General features: G+C 49.3%; 23 protein-coding genes and 1 pseudogene. 3 read left to right on the forward strand and 21 right to left on the reverse strand.

Annotated features, from left to right (window positions below; translation table 11 throughout):
* Nucleotides 1-132: 132 nt before the first annotated feature.
* The 6 genes from ACOZB4_RS05555 to racE form a co-directional block, all read right to left on the reverse strand.
* Nucleotides 133-399, reverse strand: a complete 267-nt coding sequence (locus ACOZB4_RS05555) for a hypothetical protein (protein WP_379414288.1) — start codon at nt 397-399, stop codon at nt 133-135.
* A gap of 133 nt (nt 400-532) precedes the next feature.
* A complete protein-coding gene (locus tag ACOZB4_RS05560) occupies nt 533-754 on the reverse strand; it encodes a DUF1450 domain-containing protein (protein ID WP_076325704.1) in 222 nt (73 codons plus the stop codon).
* A gap of 30 nt (nt 755-784) precedes the next feature.
* Nucleotides 785-1,087: a heme biosynthesis protein HemY gene (locus ACOZB4_RS05565; protein ID WP_076325703.1), complete on the reverse strand. Its 303-nt coding sequence runs from the start codon at nt 1,085-1,087 to the stop codon at nt 785-787.
* Between the two features lie 102 nt (nt 1,088-1,189).
* Nucleotides 1,190-1,465, reverse strand: a complete 276-nt coding sequence (locus tag ACOZB4_RS05570) for a hypothetical protein (protein ID WP_215158683.1) — start codon at nt 1,463-1,465, stop codon at nt 1,190-1,192.
* Nucleotides 1,466-1,662: 197 nt separating this feature from the next.
* Nucleotides 1,663-2,865 (reverse strand): M14 family metallopeptidase, encoded by a 1,203-nt coding sequence (locus ACOZB4_RS05575; RefSeq protein ID WP_379414287.1) that lies wholly within the window; start codon nt 2,863-2,865, stop codon nt 1,663-1,665.
* A 231-nt stretch (nt 2,866-3,096) separates the two neighbouring features.
* Nucleotides 3,097-3,903, reverse strand: a complete 807-nt coding sequence (racE, locus tag ACOZB4_RS05580) for a glutamate racemase (RefSeq protein ID WP_339291311.1) — start codon at nt 3,901-3,903, stop codon at nt 3,097-3,099.
* 261 nt (nt 3,904-4,164) lie between these two features.
* On the opposite strand from racE, the gene ACOZB4_RS05585 reads away from it, so the two are divergent.
* Complete coding sequence (locus tag ACOZB4_RS05585) at nt 4,165-5,232, forward strand: nitric oxide synthase oxygenase (protein WP_379414328.1); 1,068 nt, start codon at nt 4,165-4,167, stop codon at nt 5,230-5,232.
* A gap of 126 nt (nt 5,233-5,358) precedes the next feature.
* Here the strand turns inward: ACOZB4_RS05585 and ACOZB4_RS05590 are convergent, their stop codons facing one another.
* From ACOZB4_RS05590 to ACOZB4_RS05620, 7 genes and pseudogenes are all read right to left on the reverse strand, one after another.
* Complete coding sequence (locus tag ACOZB4_RS05590; protein WP_379414286.1) at nt 5,359-5,721, reverse strand: YtxH domain-containing protein; 363 nt, start codon at nt 5,719-5,721, stop codon at nt 5,359-5,361.
* A 15-nt stretch (nt 5,722-5,736) separates the two neighbouring features.
* Nucleotides 5,737-6,189 (reverse strand): DUF948 domain-containing protein, encoded by a 453-nt coding sequence (locus tag ACOZB4_RS05595; RefSeq protein WP_379414285.1) that lies wholly within the window; start codon nt 6,187-6,189, stop codon nt 5,737-5,739.
* Nucleotides 6,190-6,466: 277 nt separating this feature from the next.
* A complete protein-coding gene (locus ACOZB4_RS05600; RefSeq protein ID WP_339291315.1) occupies nt 6,467-6,889 on the reverse strand; it encodes a DUF86 domain-containing protein in 423 nt (140 codons plus the stop codon).
* A 44-nt stretch (nt 6,890-6,933) separates the two neighbouring features.
* Entirely contained in the window at nt 6,934-7,221 is a 288-nt protein-coding gene (locus ACOZB4_RS05605) for a Dabb family protein (protein WP_076325696.1), read from the reverse strand.
* A 420-nt stretch (nt 7,222-7,641) separates the two neighbouring features.
* Nucleotides 7,642-8,697 (reverse strand): RNA-guided endonuclease InsQ/TnpB family protein, encoded by a 1,056-nt coding sequence (locus ACOZB4_RS05610; protein WP_379414284.1) that lies wholly within the window; start codon nt 8,695-8,697, stop codon nt 7,642-7,644.
* Between the two features lie 4 nt (nt 8,698-8,701).
* Nucleotides 8,702-9,100 (reverse strand): IS200/IS605 family transposase, encoded by a 399-nt coding sequence (gene tnpA, locus ACOZB4_RS05615; RefSeq protein ID WP_379414283.1) that lies wholly within the window; start codon nt 9,098-9,100, stop codon nt 8,702-8,704.
* Between the two features lie 166 nt (nt 9,101-9,266).
* Nucleotides 9,267-9,488, reverse strand: a pseudogene (locus tag ACOZB4_RS05620) (NAD(P)-binding protein); the annotation flags it as partial.
* 428 nt (nt 9,489-9,916) lie between these two features.
* On the opposite strand from ACOZB4_RS05620, the gene ACOZB4_RS05625 reads away from it, so the two are divergent.
* Both ACOZB4_RS05625 and ACOZB4_RS05630 read left to right on the forward strand, forming a co-directional pair.
* Nucleotides 9,917-10,513 carry a helix-turn-helix domain-containing protein gene (locus ACOZB4_RS05625; protein WP_339266869.1) on the forward strand — a complete coding sequence of 199 codons (597 nt, stop codon included), beginning with the start codon at nt 9,917-9,919 and terminating at the stop codon, nt 10,511-10,513.
* Nucleotides 10,514-10,680: 167 nt separating this feature from the next.
* Nucleotides 10,681-10,872, forward strand: a complete 192-nt coding sequence (locus tag ACOZB4_RS05630) for a hypothetical protein (RefSeq protein ID WP_339291320.1) — start codon at nt 10,681-10,683, stop codon at nt 10,870-10,872.
* A gap of 99 nt (nt 10,873-10,971) precedes the next feature.
* On the opposite strand, the gene ACOZB4_RS05635 is transcribed toward ACOZB4_RS05630, so the two are convergent.
* The 8 genes from ACOZB4_RS05635 to ACOZB4_RS05670 all read right to left on the reverse strand — a co-directional run bounded on the left by ACOZB4_RS05635 (nt 10,972) and on the right by ACOZB4_RS05670 (nt 19,121).
* Nucleotides 10,972-11,700 carry a WD40/YVTN/BNR-like repeat-containing protein gene (locus tag ACOZB4_RS05635; RefSeq protein WP_379414282.1) on the reverse strand — a complete coding sequence of 243 codons (729 nt, stop codon included), beginning with the start codon at nt 11,698-11,700 and terminating at the stop codon, nt 10,972-10,974.
* Between the two features lie 243 nt (nt 11,701-11,943).
* Nucleotides 11,944-12,705 (reverse strand): glutamine amidotransferase, encoded by a 762-nt coding sequence (locus ACOZB4_RS05640; protein ID WP_379414281.1) that lies wholly within the window; start codon nt 12,703-12,705, stop codon nt 11,944-11,946.
* Between the two features lie 36 nt (nt 12,706-12,741).
* Complete coding sequence (locus ACOZB4_RS05645) at nt 12,742-14,052, reverse strand: ArgE/DapE family deacylase (RefSeq protein ID WP_379414280.1); 1,311 nt, start codon at nt 14,050-14,052, stop codon at nt 12,742-12,744.
* Between the two features lie 86 nt (nt 14,053-14,138).
* Entirely contained in the window at nt 14,139-14,648 is a 510-nt protein-coding gene (locus ACOZB4_RS05650) for an ureidoglycolate lyase (protein ID WP_076325690.1), read from the reverse strand.
* 24 nt (nt 14,649-14,672) lie between these two features.
* Nucleotides 14,673-15,704, reverse strand: a complete 1,032-nt coding sequence (locus ACOZB4_RS05655) for an autoinducer 2 ABC transporter substrate-binding protein (RefSeq protein WP_379414275.1) — start codon at nt 15,702-15,704, stop codon at nt 14,673-14,675.
* Nucleotides 15,705-15,709: 5 nt separating this feature from the next.
* Nucleotides 15,710-16,654, reverse strand: coding sequence for an ABC transporter permease (locus ACOZB4_RS05660; protein ID WP_076325688.1), 945 nt, complete (start codon nt 16,652-16,654; stop codon nt 15,710-15,712).
* Nucleotides 16,651-17,613, reverse strand: a complete 963-nt coding sequence (locus ACOZB4_RS05665; protein WP_098748090.1) for an ABC transporter permease — start codon at nt 17,611-17,613, stop codon at nt 16,651-16,653. Before ACOZB4_RS05665 ends, ACOZB4_RS05660 begins: the two co-directional genes overlap by 4 nt.
* On the reverse strand, nt 17,610-19,121 hold the full coding sequence (locus tag ACOZB4_RS05670; RefSeq protein ID WP_076325686.1) for a sugar ABC transporter ATP-binding protein: 1,512 nt from the start codon (nt 19,119-19,121) through the stop codon (nt 17,610-17,612). Before ACOZB4_RS05670 ends, ACOZB4_RS05665 begins: the two co-directional genes overlap by 4 nt.
* Nucleotides 19,122-19,152: the final 31 nt, after the last annotated feature.

Genomic DNA, 19,152 nt, shown 5'->3' on the forward strand with positions numbered 1-19,152 from the left:
CCAAATCATCGGATGGACTCCAGCGGAAGGAGGTTTCGGAATCAAGTATATAATTCAAATGCGTATATCAATATGTAAAAAAGCCCGTTCATTAGCTCGAAAGCTATTGAACGGACTGCACAGGATCATAAACTACTTTTTAGCTGAACGAAGCTTGGACAGACGTTCCTTCTCATCGCCTAACAACTCTTCCGCCAATTCCACCGTGTTTCGATTTCCCTGCTCAATTACCTGGGAAACCGCTTGCTCCGTATGGGATAACGAATTCTCCGCTTGCTGAATCAGCTGTTCCGTCGGATGGGACATTGCCGAGGATACGGCACGGTGCAGCTTCTCCACGGAATCTAGCGCGCTGTTGCTGGGACTGTTGGAGTGTAGACTGGAATCGTGACTGTTCATGACGGATGCTCCCTTCTAAAGTTGTTGTTCCCGTTGCCCTCTTAGCATGGATGGCTGAGCCAGGAACTATACCCGTAGAATGGGAATTCCACTTTAACTTCAATGCAGATGTGTTAAACAGCCTGTTTGTTTGTTATTTCACAAAAGGCAGCGCCTTTGCCAGCACTTCATCCTCTGTAGGCGCGCTGACATAACGGCCATTGATATACATAAATGCTCGTTTGCCGCAAGGACCGCAATAGGATTTACAGCCGATCTTAATGTCGGCATCCGGTACCATTTTCTTAATTTTCGGGATCATTGTCTTCAACTTCGTATGTCTGCACTTCTCGCAGACTCGAATATCATTAGCCATTGTACATTACCTTCTTTATTCTGAAGTAACCTAGTGGTCGCCGTGATTGCCCTGGGACGGATTCGTAATTACAAAGCCTTCCTCAGGAAAATAAAGATAGTCGATTTTGACGCCGTCCAGGAAAGGTTGTCCTGCCTCCAAAATGACGTCGATCTCTTTATCTGTGGATACAATGACATCATTTTCCTTAGGCGTGTCCAGATCCAGGCCGTAGTGGGCATGATCGCCATGCGCATGGGTAACCAGCACGCGGAGTTTCTTATCCTTGTTCTCTTCCTTGTCCAGCTCTCGCTTTAACACCTTGGCGGCATTACGGGTAATTTTACATTTCACGTATATTCATCTCCTCACGGATGTTTCATTCAATATGTTATTGTAGACCCCTGCCAACTTTTTCGCAAGGTCCGATCCGTATTGTTACCGCCCGAAGCTCATTTACCTCACACGCTTGGCGGGGCCCTGGTCCTCACCGATCAGACCTGGATATTTCCGTTCAACCCGGGATACAAACCAGTTCATCAGCAGCATCGTGACTCCGATGTCATCGATCGGCAGCAAAGGCATAAAGTCCGGCAGCACCCAGTACAGCACAACGGGGACCAGAAATAACAGCTTGTCCCCGAGTGCAACCCGGGAAGAGGCTAAATACCCGAATATCCGCTGGAATACATGCGACCAGCGCCGAAGCGACCATAATCTTCTCCACTTCATATTGTTCCCTCCATTCCAGGCAGCATGTCTATATCATTACCCAATTAGCAAATCTCTAAGAAATCCCGGAAACACGGTATTCGGTGGCTGCAGCAATAAAAGCGCGAAAAGAGGCCACTGCCTTGTGATCCATTAAAGCAGCGGCCGTATTCTTCTATATTTTATACGTTGAATAGACCTATTCGTTTCAAACGATCTTATTCCAAAGACATAAACGCAGCTAGAATAGAACCCACCTCGACGCACAGATCCTCGAAATCCTCAAGCGGCAGCGGATTCATCCCATAACCAATCTCCACGGTAAAGCCCGGCCTCCGGTAATGCTGAATGAACCAATCCTTGTATCCTGCATCGCTGCCCTGCAGCTTCACCGGCCTGTAACCGCCGGCCTGACCTAATCTTCGGGCCATGTCCTCACTCTCCGGAGGTTCGTAGTCTCTATAATTCCAATAGATTTCCCTGCCTTGGCTGTGCAGGGAAATGGCCCGTTCCGGAGATATCGATAACGTATGCTGATAGACGGCCTCGGCTTCTGGCTCACTTAGCGGCTTTGTCCCCGCATAATCCTGCGGCGACGGATGGATCTTGCCCCTCCGCGCGACTTCCTCATTCCAATGCGCAGGGAATTGATCCCCCAAATCCACGCCGTTAATATTAGCCTTCCAGCGGCGAAAGTCCTCGCGCCCGCCATTCCATTCGAGCAGACGCTCATAATATGGATGAGAAGGGGTAACGCCTTCTTGGACAAGCTCTACCCCATCCGGGTTCGCCATCGGCACGATCCATAACGTATAGTTCCGGTACCACGCATGCGGATCCTGAAAATAAACCGGTGACTCTTGCGATAAAGCCTTGCTATATTCCTCCATGAATCGCATCAGACAAGGGGTTGTGATCCATTCATTGGCATGCAGTGCTGCATTGATGTGAAGGTTCTTAGGGCCTTTGCCGATTTTGGCCGCATAAATGGGTTTGCCGAGCACACTTCGGCCGATGACACTCCACTCGATAACAGGGTAGCGAAGCTGCATCTCTTGTATATTACGTTCCAGATCCCCCGGTCCGTATTCGCCGGTTAATCGTATCATGCGCCTATGCGTGGTACCCGGCAGAACGATCGTTTTTCCCTGTGGCAGATGATGAGCTGATAATCCGGGATTCAGTTCTTCCAAGGCTTCCTTCCGAAACCGGAACGTACTGGCAATACTATCAAAGGTATCATGTTCCTGAATGACATACCTTCGGCGCAACGATGCAGGAAGATAGAGCATTTGCCCCTGCTGGAGATACGGCTGCTGCGCCGCCCATGGATTCGCCGTAATCAGCTGTTCATACGCCAGACTATATCTGGCAGCCACGCGTCTTAGCGTGTCGCCCTTCTGTACGACATATTGCTGCATAATGGATTCCTTTCCGCGGCAAAGCCGCTTCAATTAGCGTCCATTCCATGTATATGAGCGGCCGGTTGTCCAACATGTATGATGCAAAAGATCGAAAAAGGAGCAGATAATCCCATCCTTTTCGAACCATGGCACGAGAAATAATAAAGGCAGGCAAGGTGTAATCCCTTGTCCTGCCTGCGCTTGCTTGCTCTTATTCATTCTTGATAAGCTCTAAGGTATGAATGTGAATTATAGCTTCGTAATTTGCCAGACAACAGGCGTCCGCTTGATATACTCTCCGAGCCATTCGGTCGCAATGCTCTGAAAAATGACCGGATCTCCTGTACAGAAAAATTGATGCACCGGGCTCTCCATGCTGCTCGCGAGCTGGCCTTTATCGTACAGAATCGTGCTGACCTCGCGAGCCGTCTCATCGGCGGAGCTGATCAATTTCACGGACGGCCCCATAACCTTCTGGATCGTATTCATCAGGAACGGATAGTGAGTACAGCCCAGGATCAGGCAATCAATGGAGGTATCCTTGATGCCTCTCAAAGATTCTTGCACCACCTGCAAGGCATCCTTGGATCGGAACAATCCGTGTTCGACGAGCGGTACCAGTTCGGGACAGGCTTGACTTTCCACCTCGACGTAAGGCGAGAGCTGTTTCAGAGCCGCTGTATATGCTCCGCTGCCAATGGTTCCGACAGTACCGATCACGCCGACGTTACCGGTCTTTGTTGCGCTTATGGCGGCACGCGCCCCTGGGTGAATGACACCGATGACCGGTACAGGCACTTTGGACGAAATATAATCAAGCGCCGCCGCCGTAGCCGTATTACAGGCGATCACAATCATTTTAGGATCATACTGAATTAAATAATCTACAATTTGCTCCGTAAATAAACGGACTTCTTCCGGCGTACGGGGTCCGTAGGGTGCGCGGGCTGTATCTCCGAAATAAATAATTTTCTCTCTCGGGAGCTGTCTCATCACTTCTTTAGCGACAGTCAGCCCGCCGACACCCGAGTCTAGTATTGCGATTGCTTGCTGCACGAACCCACCGCTTCCTTCTTGTCAAATTCATGGTTTACAGTGATACCATATGTCATTTCGGATCGAAATGTACCTTAAATCTTACCCCAATTCCCCCCTATCTTCAACAAGGGCGCCGCTCCCAAAAGACCGTTGTTTAATTGTTCAAGTAATTGTAGACTCTTGCGCCGGTCGCTGACCGTAGGTAGTTTATACTATAATAAGCGCGCGTATAGTAAAGGAGAATTCTACGTGAATGACAACATACATCATAACGACCTTATGGAAGCTGCGAAGCCGTTTATCGAGCTTTGTTATGCAGAATTAAACCGCAGCCCGGAAGAAGCCGAGGACCGGCTCATGAACATCCGCTCACAGATCGAGCTGACAGGTACATATGAGCATACGCTTGAGGAACTGACGCATGGAGCCAAAATGGCTTGGCGAAACAGCAACCGCTGTATCGGCAGACTGTTTTGGGATCGCCTCAAGGTATTCGATGCCAGGCACTTAACGGAAACCTCTGACATTTTCTCAGCACTCCTCCACCATATCGAGAGTGCCACCAATGGCGGAAAAATCATGCCAACAATTACGATTTTCAGGGCTGTACGTCCAGGAGAAGCCCCACTTATTATCAAAAACCACCAGTTGATTCGGTATGCCGGTTACGAAACGGCGGACGGGACGATTGGCGACCCGGCTTCTCTATCCTTCACGAAGGAATGCATGGAGCTGGGGTGGCAGGGAGACTTGACCGACTATGATGTGCTGCCGCTGGTTGTGCAGCAGGGGAATGAGCCGCCGGAGTGGCTTGCGATACCGAAATCCTACGTGCTGGAAGTCCCTTTGGAGCATCCCGAACTTCCTGCTCTTAAAGCGGAAGGGATAAAATGGTATGGGGTGCCTCTCATCTCAGACATGCTGCTTGAAATCGGCGGCATTATGTATACGGCCGCACCGTTCAACGGCTGGTATATGGGAACCGAAATCGGAGCCCGTAACCTTGCAGATGAAGGGCGCTACAACAAGCTTCCGCTTATTGCCAAGCTGATGGGGCAGGATACTTCCAGCGAAACTACCTTATGGAGGGATCGCGCATTGGTTGAACTCAATGCTGCCGTGCTCTATTCCTACAAAAAAGCGGGCGTCAGCATAGTGGACCATCATTCGGCAGCAGCCCAATTCGGTTTGTTTGAACAGCGCGAACAGCAAGCCGGGCGGGAGCTCACAGGGGATTGGAGTTGGTTGATTCCTCCGGTCTCGCCGGCTACAACCCATATTTTCCACACCTCTTATCATAACGACATCCGTTCGCCGAATTTCCATTACAGGAGCAAAGGGCAGTAATCGGGGCTTTATTTCGAATCGTTTATACACAACAAAGCCGGGGCTCTTTGCCGCCCCGGCCTTCATGTATTTTGATATGATCCTTATCCTCGTAAATGAGTGCTGAAGCGGTCAGCTGATCCCGGATTAATCGTTGACCTTCACTTCGGCAGCAGTGGACACATAAACCTCTTCTTCAAAATCCTCGTCAAACGAGGAGACCTGCGCAATTTCCTCATCTGCCATCCAGCTTTCTTGCCGGTTGCGCCAGGACTGAATGTCGGAGATCACATTCTCTGCCCGATCCGTCATAATGCCGATCAGGTTAACGCCCTGTTCTCCTACCTTCTCTGCTGCCTCCTGCACCTTGGTGCCGATGCCGCGGGCGCCGTCGGCAATGTCATTCCGAAGCTCTTTGCCGGATTTTGGAGCCAGAAGAAGTGCGGTAACAGAACCTGCAACACTGCCGATCAATACTCCCCAGAGGAGCCCTTTGCTCTTCTCTTTCATATTCCATCTCTCCTTCTATTTGGCTTGCCCTTCGTCGGACTTGGAGGTGTATTTGTTCCATGAATGCCAAAGCGTCATTCCGGCATCAACCCACCGGAACACCTCCCCGATCTGCCGTTCATTATCGAGGCGAGCACGTTCCAGATGCTCAATGGCAGTTATGGAAGCTTTTTTCCCTACAGCATGAACCGCATCGGCCGTCTTGGCTACCGCTGACGCAGCATCGGACATGGAAGCGGCAATAGCTTCGCTCGCTGCCAGCTGACGCTGAATCATCTCTAACGAGACCGATGCCTGCTCCAGCACCTGCGAGGCTTCTTGACTCAATCGGCTACTGTCTTCCTCAAGCCTGCCCAGCATGGTCTCGGCCCGCCCGATCAGCTTTTTAACCGACACCATCATGATCACCGCCGCAATCGCGATCAGAACGATGCCGATAGCAGCGGCCAGCGCACTCCATTCTGTCATCGGGAACTCCTCCTTTCGTCCGACCGGGCGAATGCCTAGTCGCTTGATGCATTATAAGCAGTATGGGCTTGTCTTGACACAACATCGGCGATTTTTTTATTCCAGCAGAGAAAAACCACGAGTATCCCCTACAACTTCGGAACATCCCAGCCGCTTGAGATAAAGACAACAAAAAAACAGACCGTTCAGGGATTACCTGAACGGTCTGTTATGGATGAATCGTATGGAAGAGCCCATGGCGCGTCATGGATACCTCTTTTTTAAAACTATACAAGCCTCAGTACATCTCGTTCTTTAAATACTCACGGACATTTCCCGCAAACTGCTCCAGCACATCAGGCAGAATCGGGGTTAAAGAATGAAGCGCATGCCTGTCCCAATCATAGTAGTCCTGCACGAGCGGTTTACGCAATCGAACCAGCTCCAGCAGCACCTTATGAACCTCTTCAGGGAACACCTTTTCCTCATGATTAATATCCATGATATCTTCATAACTGCTGGCATCCCGCATAATAAATCCGTCAATCAAGTAGCTGCCCACATCCGTTACGACTTCGATCGCCAGATGAAGCGCACGCTCCTGAACCAAGCCCAGCACCAGGCCTCCGTCCCATGATTGTGCCGCAGCACGCAATCCTTCCGCGATTTCGGGAATCGCGCTCAGACGCCGTTCAATTTGTTCTTGATTCACATAATACACCGCAAATCTCCTCCAGCCTGTTGTTGTAAAGTCTATATCATTGCCTACACTTCAAAATCAACACTAAGCGTATGATCTTTCACCGTATTGATGTATTGGATCACTTCCTGGTGAACAGGATGAACGGCATATGCTTGTAAATCTTCAAGATTGTCCACTTCAACGATCAAAGCCAAATCATAAGAGCGCTCGGAGCGAATAACATCGGCACCCGCCTCAAGGGATCTTAGCATCGGAATCTTGCCATCCATATCACGCAGCACCTGCACCGTCTTCTCAATATTCTCGGCGGATGAATCCTTCAATTTGAAAAAAACAATATGTTTAATCATCGTCCGTTCCTCCATCTCTAGCATTTATGTAAATCTTTCGTATCTATCATACCCCGTTCGTCCGGAAAAAGAAATCGCTACCACCAACATATCGGACATATCAGCTGCGCCAGATCTAGCCAAATAGGAGCACCGTCTGACTTACGCCAGAACGCGCTCCTGAGATCGAATTCTATTTAAGGGAACAACCGCTAAAATCACGAACCTAATTGGTTCAGCATGTTCTGGGCAATCCAGACGCCGGCGGCTCCTGCCTGAGCAAGCCCCCTGTTGAGACTCCCACGGCTAAAGCCACAAGCTGACACCTTCGGTATCATTGGGATTCTTGGGTGGTAGTCGGTCGTGCATTTCTGCTAACCGTAGTTCCCCCAAGTTCAGGGCTGTCTCATCAGCCCGTCCTAAGACAGTGCATATAGCATCTTAGGCTGACAGACTGTTACCATCTGCCACAGGTTGATTCATAATATTGATCGCTCCAACCCGATCACGATGAGCGTGGAATCCGCATGAGCATTCGTACCTTCTGTCTTTTGCTTTGTTCTTCTCCCCACAGGCAGGACAAGATTGCGAAGTGTAGGCAGGATCTACCTCCACAACCTTAATGCCGACAAGCTTTGCTTTGTAGAAGATGAATTGCCCAAGCTGATAGAATGTCCAGCTATGCAGATTCTTTGCGTTTTTGCGGCTTGTTCTTGCCGTCTTGCGAATATTCTCTAGTCGTTCAAGCTTGATGATTGACACACCTTCCTCAATGGCTGTATCGACAATTTGCCGACTAATCTTATGGTTTTGATCTTTCATCCAACGTTGCTCTTTATTACCTAGCTTACGAATGGCAGACAATTTTTTGAGTTTTCCTAATTTACGCCTACGTTGCTCATGCTTTCTTCGTATGTACTTGTTTTGTCTGCCGTTTCCAAAGAATCGGGTTTTACCTGTAGAAGTTACAGAAACAGCAGGAACTTTTAAACCAAGATCAATTCCCATGATGTTTTCGTTGCTTGTTACACTTGTTGGCACTTCTACCGAAATTTGAGCGTACCATTTCCCTGACTTTTCAATGATACGCATCAATCCAAGTTTGGCTTTTCTTAACAGCTCCATATCTCTACTAGTCGCTGTAGCACGAAACGTTGTTTTCTTCGTCTTTTTATCTACAACGATAGGGAAAGCAACTGTACTTTCGGATACCGTGTAGTTTTGATTGTTAACGAAATATACAGGTTTTTTAAGAATTGGACGAACACCAAGTTTCTTGATTTTACTGAAAACACTTTTGGCATCACGAATCGCTTGATTACAAACGGCAGACGGAAGAATTGTTTCTACATCTTTTGTAGTCATTTTCGAAAATGCCCCCAGTTGTTCAGCCCGTTCGGTTAGTTGATTGACTACCCGAATGTACTCATTTCCCAATTGACCTAGAATGGCTGGTTGATCAGGAAATATGCGTATCTTAACGGTTAAAACTTGCATGTGTTCACCCCCTTTTCTTTTGTTCTTCAACATAACGCTTTACGGTTTCGCTTGATACGTTTCCAGCTGTACTAACGAAAAAAGAACGTGTCCACAGACTAGGCAAATGAGCAAGATGCTCAAACTCCTGCCTTAATATTCGAGAGGTTACTCCTTTCACTTTTGCCATAATGTCTGATGGAGAATCGGTGGGAAGACAGTTCAGGAACAGATGGACATGATCGGGCATAACTTCCATCGCCACAATAATCCAGTTATTCTGATGGCATATTTCAGCTAATAGCTCCTTGAATCGAATTTCCACTTGTTTTACTAACACTTTTCTTCGATAACGAGGGCAGAAAACAAAATGATAGTTAATGAGAGATACTGTTGTAGCTGTACGTCTATATTCTTGTCCCATAAAACAATTGTATCAGTTTAACCACACAACTGCAACGATTAAACAAAAAGAAAAGCATACACGCACACGTGCTATGTGTTTGCCCTTCCCATCCCATGAAGGGATGTTCTGGCAAAGCCGTCTTTCATCCCACGATTAAAACCGTGGGCTTTCAGTCGGCAATCACTGTAATCGAACAAGCCGGCAAACAACCGGCAAATTCCTTGCGTCCTACTGCCGGTGGACAGAGCTTAATCTTCTCCTCCAGGATCGGGCAGCTTCTCCGGTAAATATCATGTCCCTTGTCAACCAGCAGCACCTTGCTTCCTGGTGACTTCAATGTCAGTTCATAACAAGCGAAAATGCCAGCCGGACCGGCACCAACAACGATAACATCATATTTGCTCATCATATCCCCCTGTGTGTTTGACTGTCGCTTTGCGCACACCACTTCCGGGCACAAAAAAAATCCTGCTCCGAATAGGTATGCTTGCGCATCCTATTCGTAGTCAGGAATTGGGATATACGAATAAGCATCTTTTTTCTTTATCAACCGTAGTTAATATAAAACGAATTCACGAATGAGTCAAGTTGAATCATGTTTATTATTCGTGTTTATCCTCTTATATTCTGGTTGTACATGCGATTCACCCCGATCTAAAACACCAAAAGGCGAACGATACATTATAATAATTAAATAAGCGAGTAGGTCTGTCGGACCATTACGTCCGACTTATAAATCATGTAACAACGAAATGGAAACAATTGTTTTATGTTTGGCTATTGAAAAGTGAGTGTCGAATATTGTAGTATTGTGTTAAAAAAATCGGAGGAATTATGCCTACAAAACTGCAGCAAGAAAAACACTCCATTGAGGCGTGGTCCCTGATCAATCGTAAATATTTGGGGAAAGGTGTGCGAGTCAAGCGCTTTCGCCGGCCGACCCGCTGCCAAATTCGCAACCGCGTCCTACTAGCCGTACTTATGGCCAACGATATCAAGTTGTCGCAATTGGCCGAGGAACTGGGAGTATCCTCCCGTAGTGTCAGCGCCTGGGTATATGAGGGACGCGTTCCCGGAAAAAACAACCTAGAGAAGGCTTGTGACTACTTGGGTTATCCCCGCCACATACTCTTCAGAGAGGAACTGCTGGACAAGTCACCTTTAATCTGTCAGCCGGCACCTTCCCGCTTCATGAAACGCACCCTGACACGCTCACCGGTTAGCAACCGGATTCTGACAGGTCTGTGCATGGTTCATGATTTGTCGGTAAGCGATGTCAGCCGCTGGATCGGCGTGCATCCTGGCACATTCCGCAAATGGCTGCACCAGGGCACCGTACCATCCCCAGCGTTCCAGGAAAAAGCGGAGCAGTTCTTCCGTATCCCTAAATCTGTTCTATTCGCAGATTGCGCATTAAAGCAAAATTCCTAATCGAAGTAGCCGTAATATCATAACCATACTTATATTTCAACCCATGCTCAGCTTGTCGGATCGCTCCGGCTAAGCCGGGCTTATTTTCTGTTAAGGCATATTTCGAGACGATCAGGGAATACAAGTAACATTCAGACCGCAATACTTAACTTTGAGGTGACAGACATATGACGTTACGCCATAAACAAATTGGCGCTGCACTGGGATTGCTCACCGGAACAACCATGGGAAGCGGCATTGGATTCCTGCTCGGCTGGCACTCCTTTAATTTGATCGTCCTGGTGGCCCTCTTCGGCTTATTCGGAGTTGCGGCTGGTATTTGGCTAGGCTCCCGAATGATATTCAAAGAGCTCCCTTAATGAATGATATGATATTCATCGTTCTGCCTCTTCCTCGCTGAGAATGGAGGCATAACCACACAAAGAAGACCGGAGGTTTCCGGTCTTCTTTGTTATGCATTAGTTATGGGTCCTTGTATTAACAACATACAATGGTCCAGACACAGCGCCTACGTTCTTGGGAGCTTCAGCAGCTCCATCGGTGATAGCTCCCGTGGCAGGGCTGCTGGCGGTCGTTTCCGGTATATCCTGGTCGCTCCAGGTTTTACCTCCGTCCTCGGTTTTGGCTTGACCGCTGAATCCCGTTTCAGGCGAGATGAAATGGAGAAATCCGGCATTCGGCGTGCTTCCAATCCAAATCCACGTCTCCCCGCCATCCGTGGTGCGATACAGATCGTTATTCTCCATCACGGTCCAGGCCTGTTTGCCATTCAGCGCAAAGATTTGGCGTACCGTGCCTTTCGGCTGAGCCTGAACCTCCCATTCCGTACCACCGTTATCACTAAAAGCAATCCAGCCTTCCCCGCCAATCCAGCCCGAGCTATGATTAATAAGCCGGACCGCCGTCACATCCGCTAAATCCACATCGGGTTCAGCGGTCTGATGATCGGGCGATACGTCCGTATCCTCTACTGCAACGACACTGCTTCCCGCGGTGTCATCACCTCCTGAAGCTGAGCCGGAAGGGAGCTCTGTCTCCGGGGTATTCTCATTCGAAGAAATCACCGATTGCTCAGGTACCGGATGCTGAGCCACATTCCCCTCATCCGTTGGTTGACATCCAACAGACAAACTCACAACAACGAGCATCGACAACATAAAGCTAAACCCTATTCGAGGTTTTATCACAGGATCACACCCCTTGTATTCAAAATAACTCGCCCGTAACTTCCGCTAACAGGTCTTATATTATAAATCCAACTCCATTGAATTCACCTTAAAGCTGAACGGTTCCTCCTGTTTAGTATAACGCGAGTTCTGCATGAAGAGGAACGAAAAAAAGCTGTTCTCCAAGTTAAATTTCCACTTGAAAAACAGCTTTGCTTCATAGATGCGGTCGAGAGGACTCGAACCTCCACGAGGTTTAGCCTGCTAATCCAAATACTTGATAAGCTTGGACCAAAAGGCCGAATAGTGCTCCCAGTTCATAAACTCCAACGATCCCCAGTGCGGCGAACAATCGCTTGCAAAGGCTGCCGTCTTGCCGGCTCCGTAGGTTCCGACCGTCAGAATGGCATCGCCTTCATGGCTTAGCAATTCCTCTGCCCCCGGCTTGGCTGACAGTTTATTATAACCCAGCAGCCTAGGCCATTCTCCCAAATCATTTACCAGTGGATGCGGCTGCGATACGACAGGCGAGAAGCCGCTTGGCATCTCTACCCGATCATCTTTGTCCATCATGACTACCGGCAGCACATCGGCCAATATCGTATTTCTATAATTGGCTTTCCCTTCGATTCCCATGAAGGTCAGGTAACCGCCAACCATCAGCAGGCCGCCCCCTTCAGCGACATACTGCTTCATTAGCTCAAGGGCGTTCGGAATAATTTGCATTTGATAGAAGGTTGGATTTTGGAGCAGGAATGTGTTGGCCCCTACGTCACTAAGTACAATCGCATCATAGGCCTTTAGCTCTTCCAACGATTGAGGGAAGCGCACCTGTACTTCATGCGCAGGCATATAGGTGACGTCAATTCCCTCCTGACGCAGACAGGAGAGCAAATAGGTTGCTCCCTCCTCGTACTTGGTCGAGGTAAAGCTGTCATAACCTTTCGTATGAATCATATGCACAACCCAAGATTCGCCAACAAATAAGATTTTCATCAGTTCAAGCACCTCCGTATTGTATATCACCAGGCCCTATACCTACAGGCCGTCTTGATCCCGTTTTTACGCTTCCGCGATTTCACACCAGTCCACAATCGTTTTGGCAATCATCTTGACCGCCTGAATCACTTCATCGACAGGTGTAAATTCGTCGCTATGATGGGCAAGGCTTGGGTCGCCTGGTCCAAAGTTAACGGTCGGAATGCCGACGTTCACCGGCCAGCCCATATCGGTATGGAAGCCCAGTCCTTCGATCTTCCCTTCCTCTCCAATAGCCTTCAAGGATTGTACACAGGTCTGAACAAAGGGATGAGACACATCCGTTTCTGCACAATCGGCATCCACCAGCCATTCGATTTCCGGCATATGCTCACGCAGCCAAGGATCTGATTCCGATACCTCGCGCAGAAAGTCCGTCAATTCCTTCTTTACGTTGCCGCCTACAAGCTTCTCGTCACGCTCCGATGGCAAGTATTGCGCGTTAAATACGATTTCCGCCTCATTGGCGAAGGAGGTCGGATATTCCCCAGCGTTTAATTGCGCGACATGCACCTGACAAGGGATCGCCAAGTAGGGATGAGTCTTGCTGACAGCCCATTGCTCATTCAAGCGGTCCAAATGCTCCAGAATATATCTCGCTTTCTTAATCGCATCCACTGCGCCGCCGTCCTGCCAATCCGCTTGCGGCATCTCAATATGGCCGCTGCGGCCTTGGATTTTGATCTTCCCCCATAAAATCCCACGGCACAGCGGGGCGATCGTTAGCGAGGTCGGTTCTGTCAAAATGCATGCATCTGCTCGATAGCCATGGTGGATGAAATCAAGCGCCCCCATGCCTCCCGCTTCTTCATCGACGACCGTGCCGACAACAACCGGACCTTTAAGCTTAAACCCGCTGCGAAGAATCGCTTCGACGGCCATAATCATGGCTGCGACTCCGCCCTTCATATCAACGGTGCCGCGGCCGTACATCTTCCCGTCAATCACTTTGCCCTCGAACGGATCGACCGTCCACTTTGAGCCTGCCATGACGACATCAATATGGCCAAACAAGAGCAAGGACTTGCCTTCCGTTCCTTTGCCAAACGTAGCCGCCAGATTGGGTCTGCCCGTAAAATCTCTTCCCGGATAATAGCCCGCCATGCCTTCATATTGCTTCAGTTCATCAGCGACGGGCTCCCAAATCTCGATGTCCGCACCCAGTTTCTCCAGCTTGCCGGCAATAAATTGTTGCAGGTCCTTCTCTTTCGATGGCCCTGGCTCCTCGAAGAACCAGGGGTTCACGCTCGGAATTTGAATAAGCTGCTGTAAAAATTGAATAATTTCATCTTGATGATTCTCGATCCAATCCATCACTCTTTGTTCTTGGTTCATCTCTCTCTCTCCTTTGTGGCAGCACTCTCCTGATACCGCATGAATCCGCAGCTGCCGTAAGAGTATCAGGAGCCGTGCCTGCTCCCTTATTCGAATCGAACAGTGCTTCCGTTCATAAAATCAACCCACGGATTGATCATCTCATCCCCGAATTTATCCTTTTTCTTCTCGATGCCGAACATATAACGGGCGTCGTCCACAGCCGGGTAGGCCGGGCTATGCCAGACCCCCCGATGGATGACGATAGCTTGTCCGGGCTTGATTCGGAAGCACTTGACGGTGGAAGCATCAGGGCTTTCATCCGGATTGTCAATATCCATGCACAATGCTACAGGCTGCACAATCTCACGATCAAAGGTAAGCAGAAGCTCTTCGCGGCTGACATGCCTCTCCATGGCTGTGACGACAAATTCGCGCCGCTTGGTGTCGACAAGTCCAAATCCGATGGGCTCCCATACGTCCAGCATTTGAACATAGCTCCAGCAATCCCACCCGTCACCGGATTTGGAAGGGTCAATCGCCGGCACATCCACCACTTTGCCATAGGGAGCAAAAGCCTCCTCCGTTAAATCTTCTATCTGCACCTTATACTCCATTAAGGCCGCCTCCTAAGGGTGTTATTAGAAATCAAAGCTGTCCACATTATCGTTCGTAACTTCAAGCGTGCCAATAAAGACGCTTTGTCCGTCTACCTTCACTGTTCCAATCGTCGGAATCTCCATGCCGTCTTTGATTTCCTTGCCTTGAGCCAGTTGATCCATAATATAGACCGTTACGTAAGCCAGCTTGCCCGGATCCCAAATAATATCTGTTTTGATCGTGCCGTTCTTGATGTAATTTTTCACGACGCTCGGCACGGCAATGCCTGTAATGGCCACTTGGTTCTTCTCCAAAGTGCCTGCCTTTACAGCTTGCTCCACGACCTCCGCGGCTGCAGGAGGTTCGCCGCCTGCAAATCCGATTATGCCTTTCAGATCAGGGTAGGTTTGAAGCAGGTTTTGCGCATTGGCATACGCCTTCTGTTGATCGTCGTCGCTCGCGACAGTCGTTACGACCTCAATCTCCGGATAGTTGGCTGCAAAATAAGCTTTAGCCGCATTGGATTTGGCAATCTGGTTTTGCGAGCCCAGACCGGCTACCATGAACGCGACCTGTCCTTTGCCGCTGATTTCCTCTCCGATCGTTTTGGCCAGAAGCTCCCCGATTTCTTGGTCTGTAGCCGGAGCTACATAATATTGGCGGTCTGTGTCCGGCGCGTCACTGTCCCAGGTCACAATATTGACGCCTTGGCCTGCCGCCTTCTTGAACACAGGGCCTACCGCTTTCGCATCATTGGGCGATACGCCGATACCGCTTACTTTGCGGGTCAGCATATCCTGAATCATATTAATTTGCTTGGAGGAATCCGCCTCTGTCGGCGCATTGAACAGAACCTTTACCTTCAAATCGGCCTCCGCCTTCTTCGCGCCCTTCTCAGCCGCCGCCCAATAAGCAGGGCCTATGGACTTTGGATTCATAAAGTAAGTTCTGGATCCCGAAGCTCCCTGGTTCGTTTTGCCTCCGTTATCCGTTTGATTCCCGCCTGTACTTCCGCATGCTGCCAAATTCAAAGCCAATACGCCCGTCAGTAACGTCAATGCCAGCTTTTTCATAGATTTCACTCTCCATTGAATTTTTTGTTTCCTACAGCAAGCAGAAGCAATGCCCCTAATATGACTGCCTGGTAAAGCACGGATACACCTAACAGATTCAATCCATTACGCAAAAACACGATGATTAGCAGCCCGACAAATGTGCCTGAAAGACTCCCCCTTCCTCCAAAAATATGTGTGCCCCCTATCAGAGTCGCTGTAATGACATCGAGCTCTATATTGGTACCCGATGTCGCCTCTGCGCTTGCCAGACGCGACACCAGAAATATACCCGCCAAGGCCGAAAACAATCCGCTAAGCATAAAGAGGATAAACCGGATGCGTACGACCGAGATACCTGAGTAGCGGACAACCTCTTCATTGTTGCCAATGCCGTACACATAAGTGCTGAATCTTGTTTTCTTCATGACAAAGCTGGCCAGAAGGAACATCACCACTAGGAAAATCGCATTAACCGGAATGCCGCCGACATACTGCTGGCCCATAAAGTAGAATGCATCCGGAAAGCCGCTAATGGGTCTGCCCTGATTGATTACGTAGACCAGACCCCGCAGCATCACGAGCATGCCAATGGTGACGACGATCGCCTGCATTCGGTGCCTTGCGATCAGATAGCCGTTAACCGCCCCGCACAGCAAGCCAGCCAGCAGCCCAATGATCACGCTGATCCATATATCGAGGCCCCGCTCAAAGGCAACTCCCATACTTACAGCGGAGAAAGCGAGAATTGAGCCTACCGAAAGATCCATGGCACCGGATATGATGATCATGGTCATCGGTATGGCGATCAGCCCTACTTCAACCATCTGGTTCAGCACATTCATAAAGTTAGTGACGGTCAGGAAATAGGGAGACAAGAAGCTGAACAGCACGATAATGACGAGCAGCAGCAGCATTTGAACGATCAGCTTATTTCCCCTAAGCGGGAACCGGCTTGTCCATGTACTCATACCAAATCCCCCTCTTTTCCTTTGTTTTGCCTTATACGCTGCAGCGTATTAATGACAATTGCCAGAATAATCAGAAAACCGGTTGCAGCATCAACCCAGAACGGTGAAACCTTGGATATAATGAGCCCGTTTTTGACAATGCCCATAAAGAGCACACCCAGCATCGTTCCGGCTATGGTGCCGACTCCTCCAAAGATGCTTCCCCCGCCGATAAGAACGGCTGCCATGACTTCAAACGCTAAACCGCTGCCTGCTGTCGAGGCTTGCACACTGCCTACCTTTGCTGCGAAAATAACCGAGGCGATCCCGACTAGCAAGCCGGTTAATACATAGACCTTAAACTTGGTTCGGGCTACGCTGATTCCCGCCAGCTTGGCTGCTGGTCCATTCCCGCCAATGGAGTAGATTCTTCGGCCCTCACGGGCGAATTTCATTAAATAAATGAAGACCGCGATAAGAATGACGGCTATTAGCAGCGGGAAGGAAATGCCGAGCAAATACCCTTGTCCGAAGAATCGAAATCCTCCCGGAAAGTTCGTCATCCAGGTTCCTCCGCTGATCCCTACCGCAATGCCTCTGAAGATATACATGGTGGCCAAGGTGACGATGATGTCCGGTATTTTCCTAACCGCAATGAAATAACCATTGACCATGCCGCATAGAACCCCGATGCATATCCCCATAGCGGCTGCAATCCATGGATGGATGCCATGGCTGAGAAACAATCCGACAGAAGTCGCTGTCACTGCCAGCACGGAGCCGACGGATAAATCCATGCCCCCCAGCAGAATGACCATCGTCATCCCGATCGCCACGATGAACATGGAGATGTTCTGATCCAGAATCAGCCTTATATTTTCGAATTGCAAGAAGTCAGGAGATATAATGGAAAACAACAGCGTAACGAGAATGGTAAATAAAATAATAGGCGCTTCATGCACATTTAGTAGGCGTTTCATATGCGGCCTCCTTCTGAAAGCGGATGTGAAGCACGCTGCAGCAATTGTTCCTGATCAGCCTCGCCATGTGCAAATTCATGCACGATCGTGCCTTTGTATAGCACCAGGATCCGATCACAGAGTCCAATCACCTCCGGCATTTCGGACGAAATCAGCAGGATGCTCAAGCCTTCCTGGGCCAGTTGATGAATAATATTGTAGATCTCCGCCTTCGCTCCGACGTCAACTCCCCGGGTCGGCTCCTCCAGAATAAGAATATCGGGATTCGCTGCAAGCCATTTGCCAATCACAACCTTTTGCTGGTTGCCGCCACTCAGAAAGTCTACGCTTTGGCCATCGTTGGGCGCTTTTATTCGAAGCTTCTCCATATACTCCTTGCTCATCTCTTTAATCCGCGCCTCGTCCAGCACCGTATACTTTGAAAGCTGCGGCAGCATCGGAATGGACAGATTTTGCCGAATTGACATCGGTTTAATGATGCCTTGACGGTGACGATCCGGCGGAACATAAGCAATCTTCTTTGCTTTGGCCTGGCTCGGATTATTGATTTTCACCGCTGCGCCACGAATAGTGATTTCACCCGTTCCCCGCTTTAGACCGAATAAACGCTCGGCAATCGTGTGCGTGCCCGAACCCGGAACGCCGAACAGCCCTAATATCTCTCCTTTTCGCAGCTCAAAAGATACACAGTGTGCGGAATCGAGCGACAACTGCTCGACCTTCAGCACAACCTCTTGATCGTGCTTCTTCTCCCTTACCGGATATAGCTGGCCAACCTCTTTGCCCACCATCATTTGAATCAAGCTCTGTTCGGTAACCTCTTCGATTCCACGGGTATCAATCTTGGCTCCATCCCGCAGCACCGTTACCTTATCCGCAATTTCAAATATTTCCTTCATGCGGTGAGAGACATACACGATGGCTACGCCCTGCGCCCGGAGCCGGTTGACCACATCAAACATTTTTTTCACTTCGTTTTCCGGAAGCGCCGCTGACGGTTCATCCATAATGAGCACATCCGCCTGAAAAGACAGCGCTTTCGCAATTTCGATTACTTGCTGGCTGTGAACGCCAAGATGCCGGACCTCCTGGCGGACATCAATTTCACCTCCCCCTATGGAATCAACCAAACGCTGCGCCTCGTCATACATTTTGGACCACTGTATCCGGCCGAATTTGCCCACCATTTCCGGACGGTCGATAAATATATTTTCCGCGGCTGTCAAATTAGAAAACAAATTGAATTCCTGATGGATAATGGACACTCCTTGCCGCTGGGCGTCAAGCGGGTTGCCGAATGTCACTTCTTTGCCCTTCAGTCTGATCGTTCCTTGCGTCGGTGAATATACGCCGGACAAAATTTTCATCAGCGTGGATTTCCCTGCTCCGTTCTCCCCCATAAGCGCATGGACTTCGCCCGGATAGAGCTCAAAGCTAACATCGGATAACGCTTTGACCCCTGGGAATTCCTTGCTGATGCCTTCCATTTTCAAAACCGGATGCCTCATCGTTCGACCTCCTATTCACCTTACTGAGCTG

Source organism: Paenibacillus sp. NPDC058898 (assembly GCF_049316025.1).
Classification (GTDB): Bacteria; Bacillota; Bacilli; order Paenibacillales; family Paenibacillaceae; genus Paenibacillus_AQ.

Bases quoted from the DNA above. Each gene is read 5' to 3' on its own strand.
- ACOZB4_RS05555 (WP_379414288.1), bottom strand. From the start codon at position 399: ATGAACAGTCACGATTCCAGTCTACACTCCAACAGTCCCAGCAACAGC.
- ACOZB4_RS05560 (WP_076325704.1), bottom strand. From the start codon at position 754: ATGGCTAATGATATTCGAGTCTGCGAGAAGTGCAGACATACGAAGTTG.
- ACOZB4_RS05570 (WP_215158683.1), bottom strand. From the start codon at position 1,465: ATGAAGTGGAGAAGATTATGGTCGCTTCGGCGCTGGTCGCATGTATTC.
- ACOZB4_RS05575 (WP_379414287.1), bottom strand. From the start codon at position 2,865: ATGCAGCAATATGTCGTACAGAAGGGCGACACGCTAAGACGCGTGGCT.
- ACOZB4_RS05585 (WP_379414328.1), top strand. From the start codon at position 4,165: ATGGAAGCTGCGAAGCCGTTTATCGAGCTTTGTTATGCAGAATTAAAC.
- ACOZB4_RS05590 (WP_379414286.1), bottom strand. From the start codon at position 5,721: ATGAAAGAGAAGAGCAAAGGGCTCCTCTGGGGAGTATTGATCGGCAGT.
- ACOZB4_RS05595 (WP_379414285.1), bottom strand. From the start codon at position 6,189: ATGACAGAATGGAGTGCGCTGGCCGCTGCTATCGGCATCGTTCTGATC.
- ACOZB4_RS05605 (WP_076325696.1), bottom strand. From the start codon at position 7,221: ATGATTAAACATATTGTTTTTTTCAAATTGAAGGATTCATCCGCCGAG.
- ACOZB4_RS05610 (WP_379414284.1), bottom strand. From the start codon at position 8,697: ATGCAAGTTTTAACCGTTAAGATACGCATATTTCCTGATCAACCAGCC.
- tnpA (WP_379414283.1), bottom strand. From the start codon at position 9,100: ATGGGACAAGAATATAGACGTACAGCTACAACAGTATCTCTCATTAAC.
- ACOZB4_RS05625 (WP_339266869.1), top strand. From the start codon at position 9,917: ATGCCTACAAAACTGCAGCAAGAAAAACACTCCATTGAGGCGTGGTCC.
- ACOZB4_RS05630 (WP_339291320.1), top strand. From the start codon at position 10,681: ATGACGTTACGCCATAAACAAATTGGCGCTGCACTGGGATTGCTCACC.
- ACOZB4_RS05645 (WP_379414280.1), bottom strand. From the start codon at position 14,052: ATGAACCAAGAACAAAGAGTGATGGATTGGATCGAGAATCATCAAGAT.
- ACOZB4_RS05650 (WP_076325690.1), bottom strand. From the start codon at position 14,648: ATGGAGTATAAGGTGCAGATAGAAGATTTAACGGAGGAGGCTTTTGCT.
- ACOZB4_RS05655 (WP_379414275.1), bottom strand. From the start codon at position 15,704: ATGAAAAAGCTGGCATTGACGTTACTGACGGGCGTATTGGCTTTGAAT.
- ACOZB4_RS05660 (WP_076325688.1), bottom strand. From the start codon at position 16,654: ATGAGTACATGGACAAGCCGGTTCCCGCTTAGGGGAAATAAGCTGATC.
- ACOZB4_RS05665 (WP_098748090.1), bottom strand. From the start codon at position 17,613: ATGAAACGCCTACTAAATGTGCATGAAGCGCCTATTATTTTATTTACC.
- ACOZB4_RS05670 (WP_076325686.1), bottom strand. From the start codon at position 19,121: ATGAGGCATCCGGTTTTGAAAATGGAAGGCATCAGCAAGGAATTCCCA.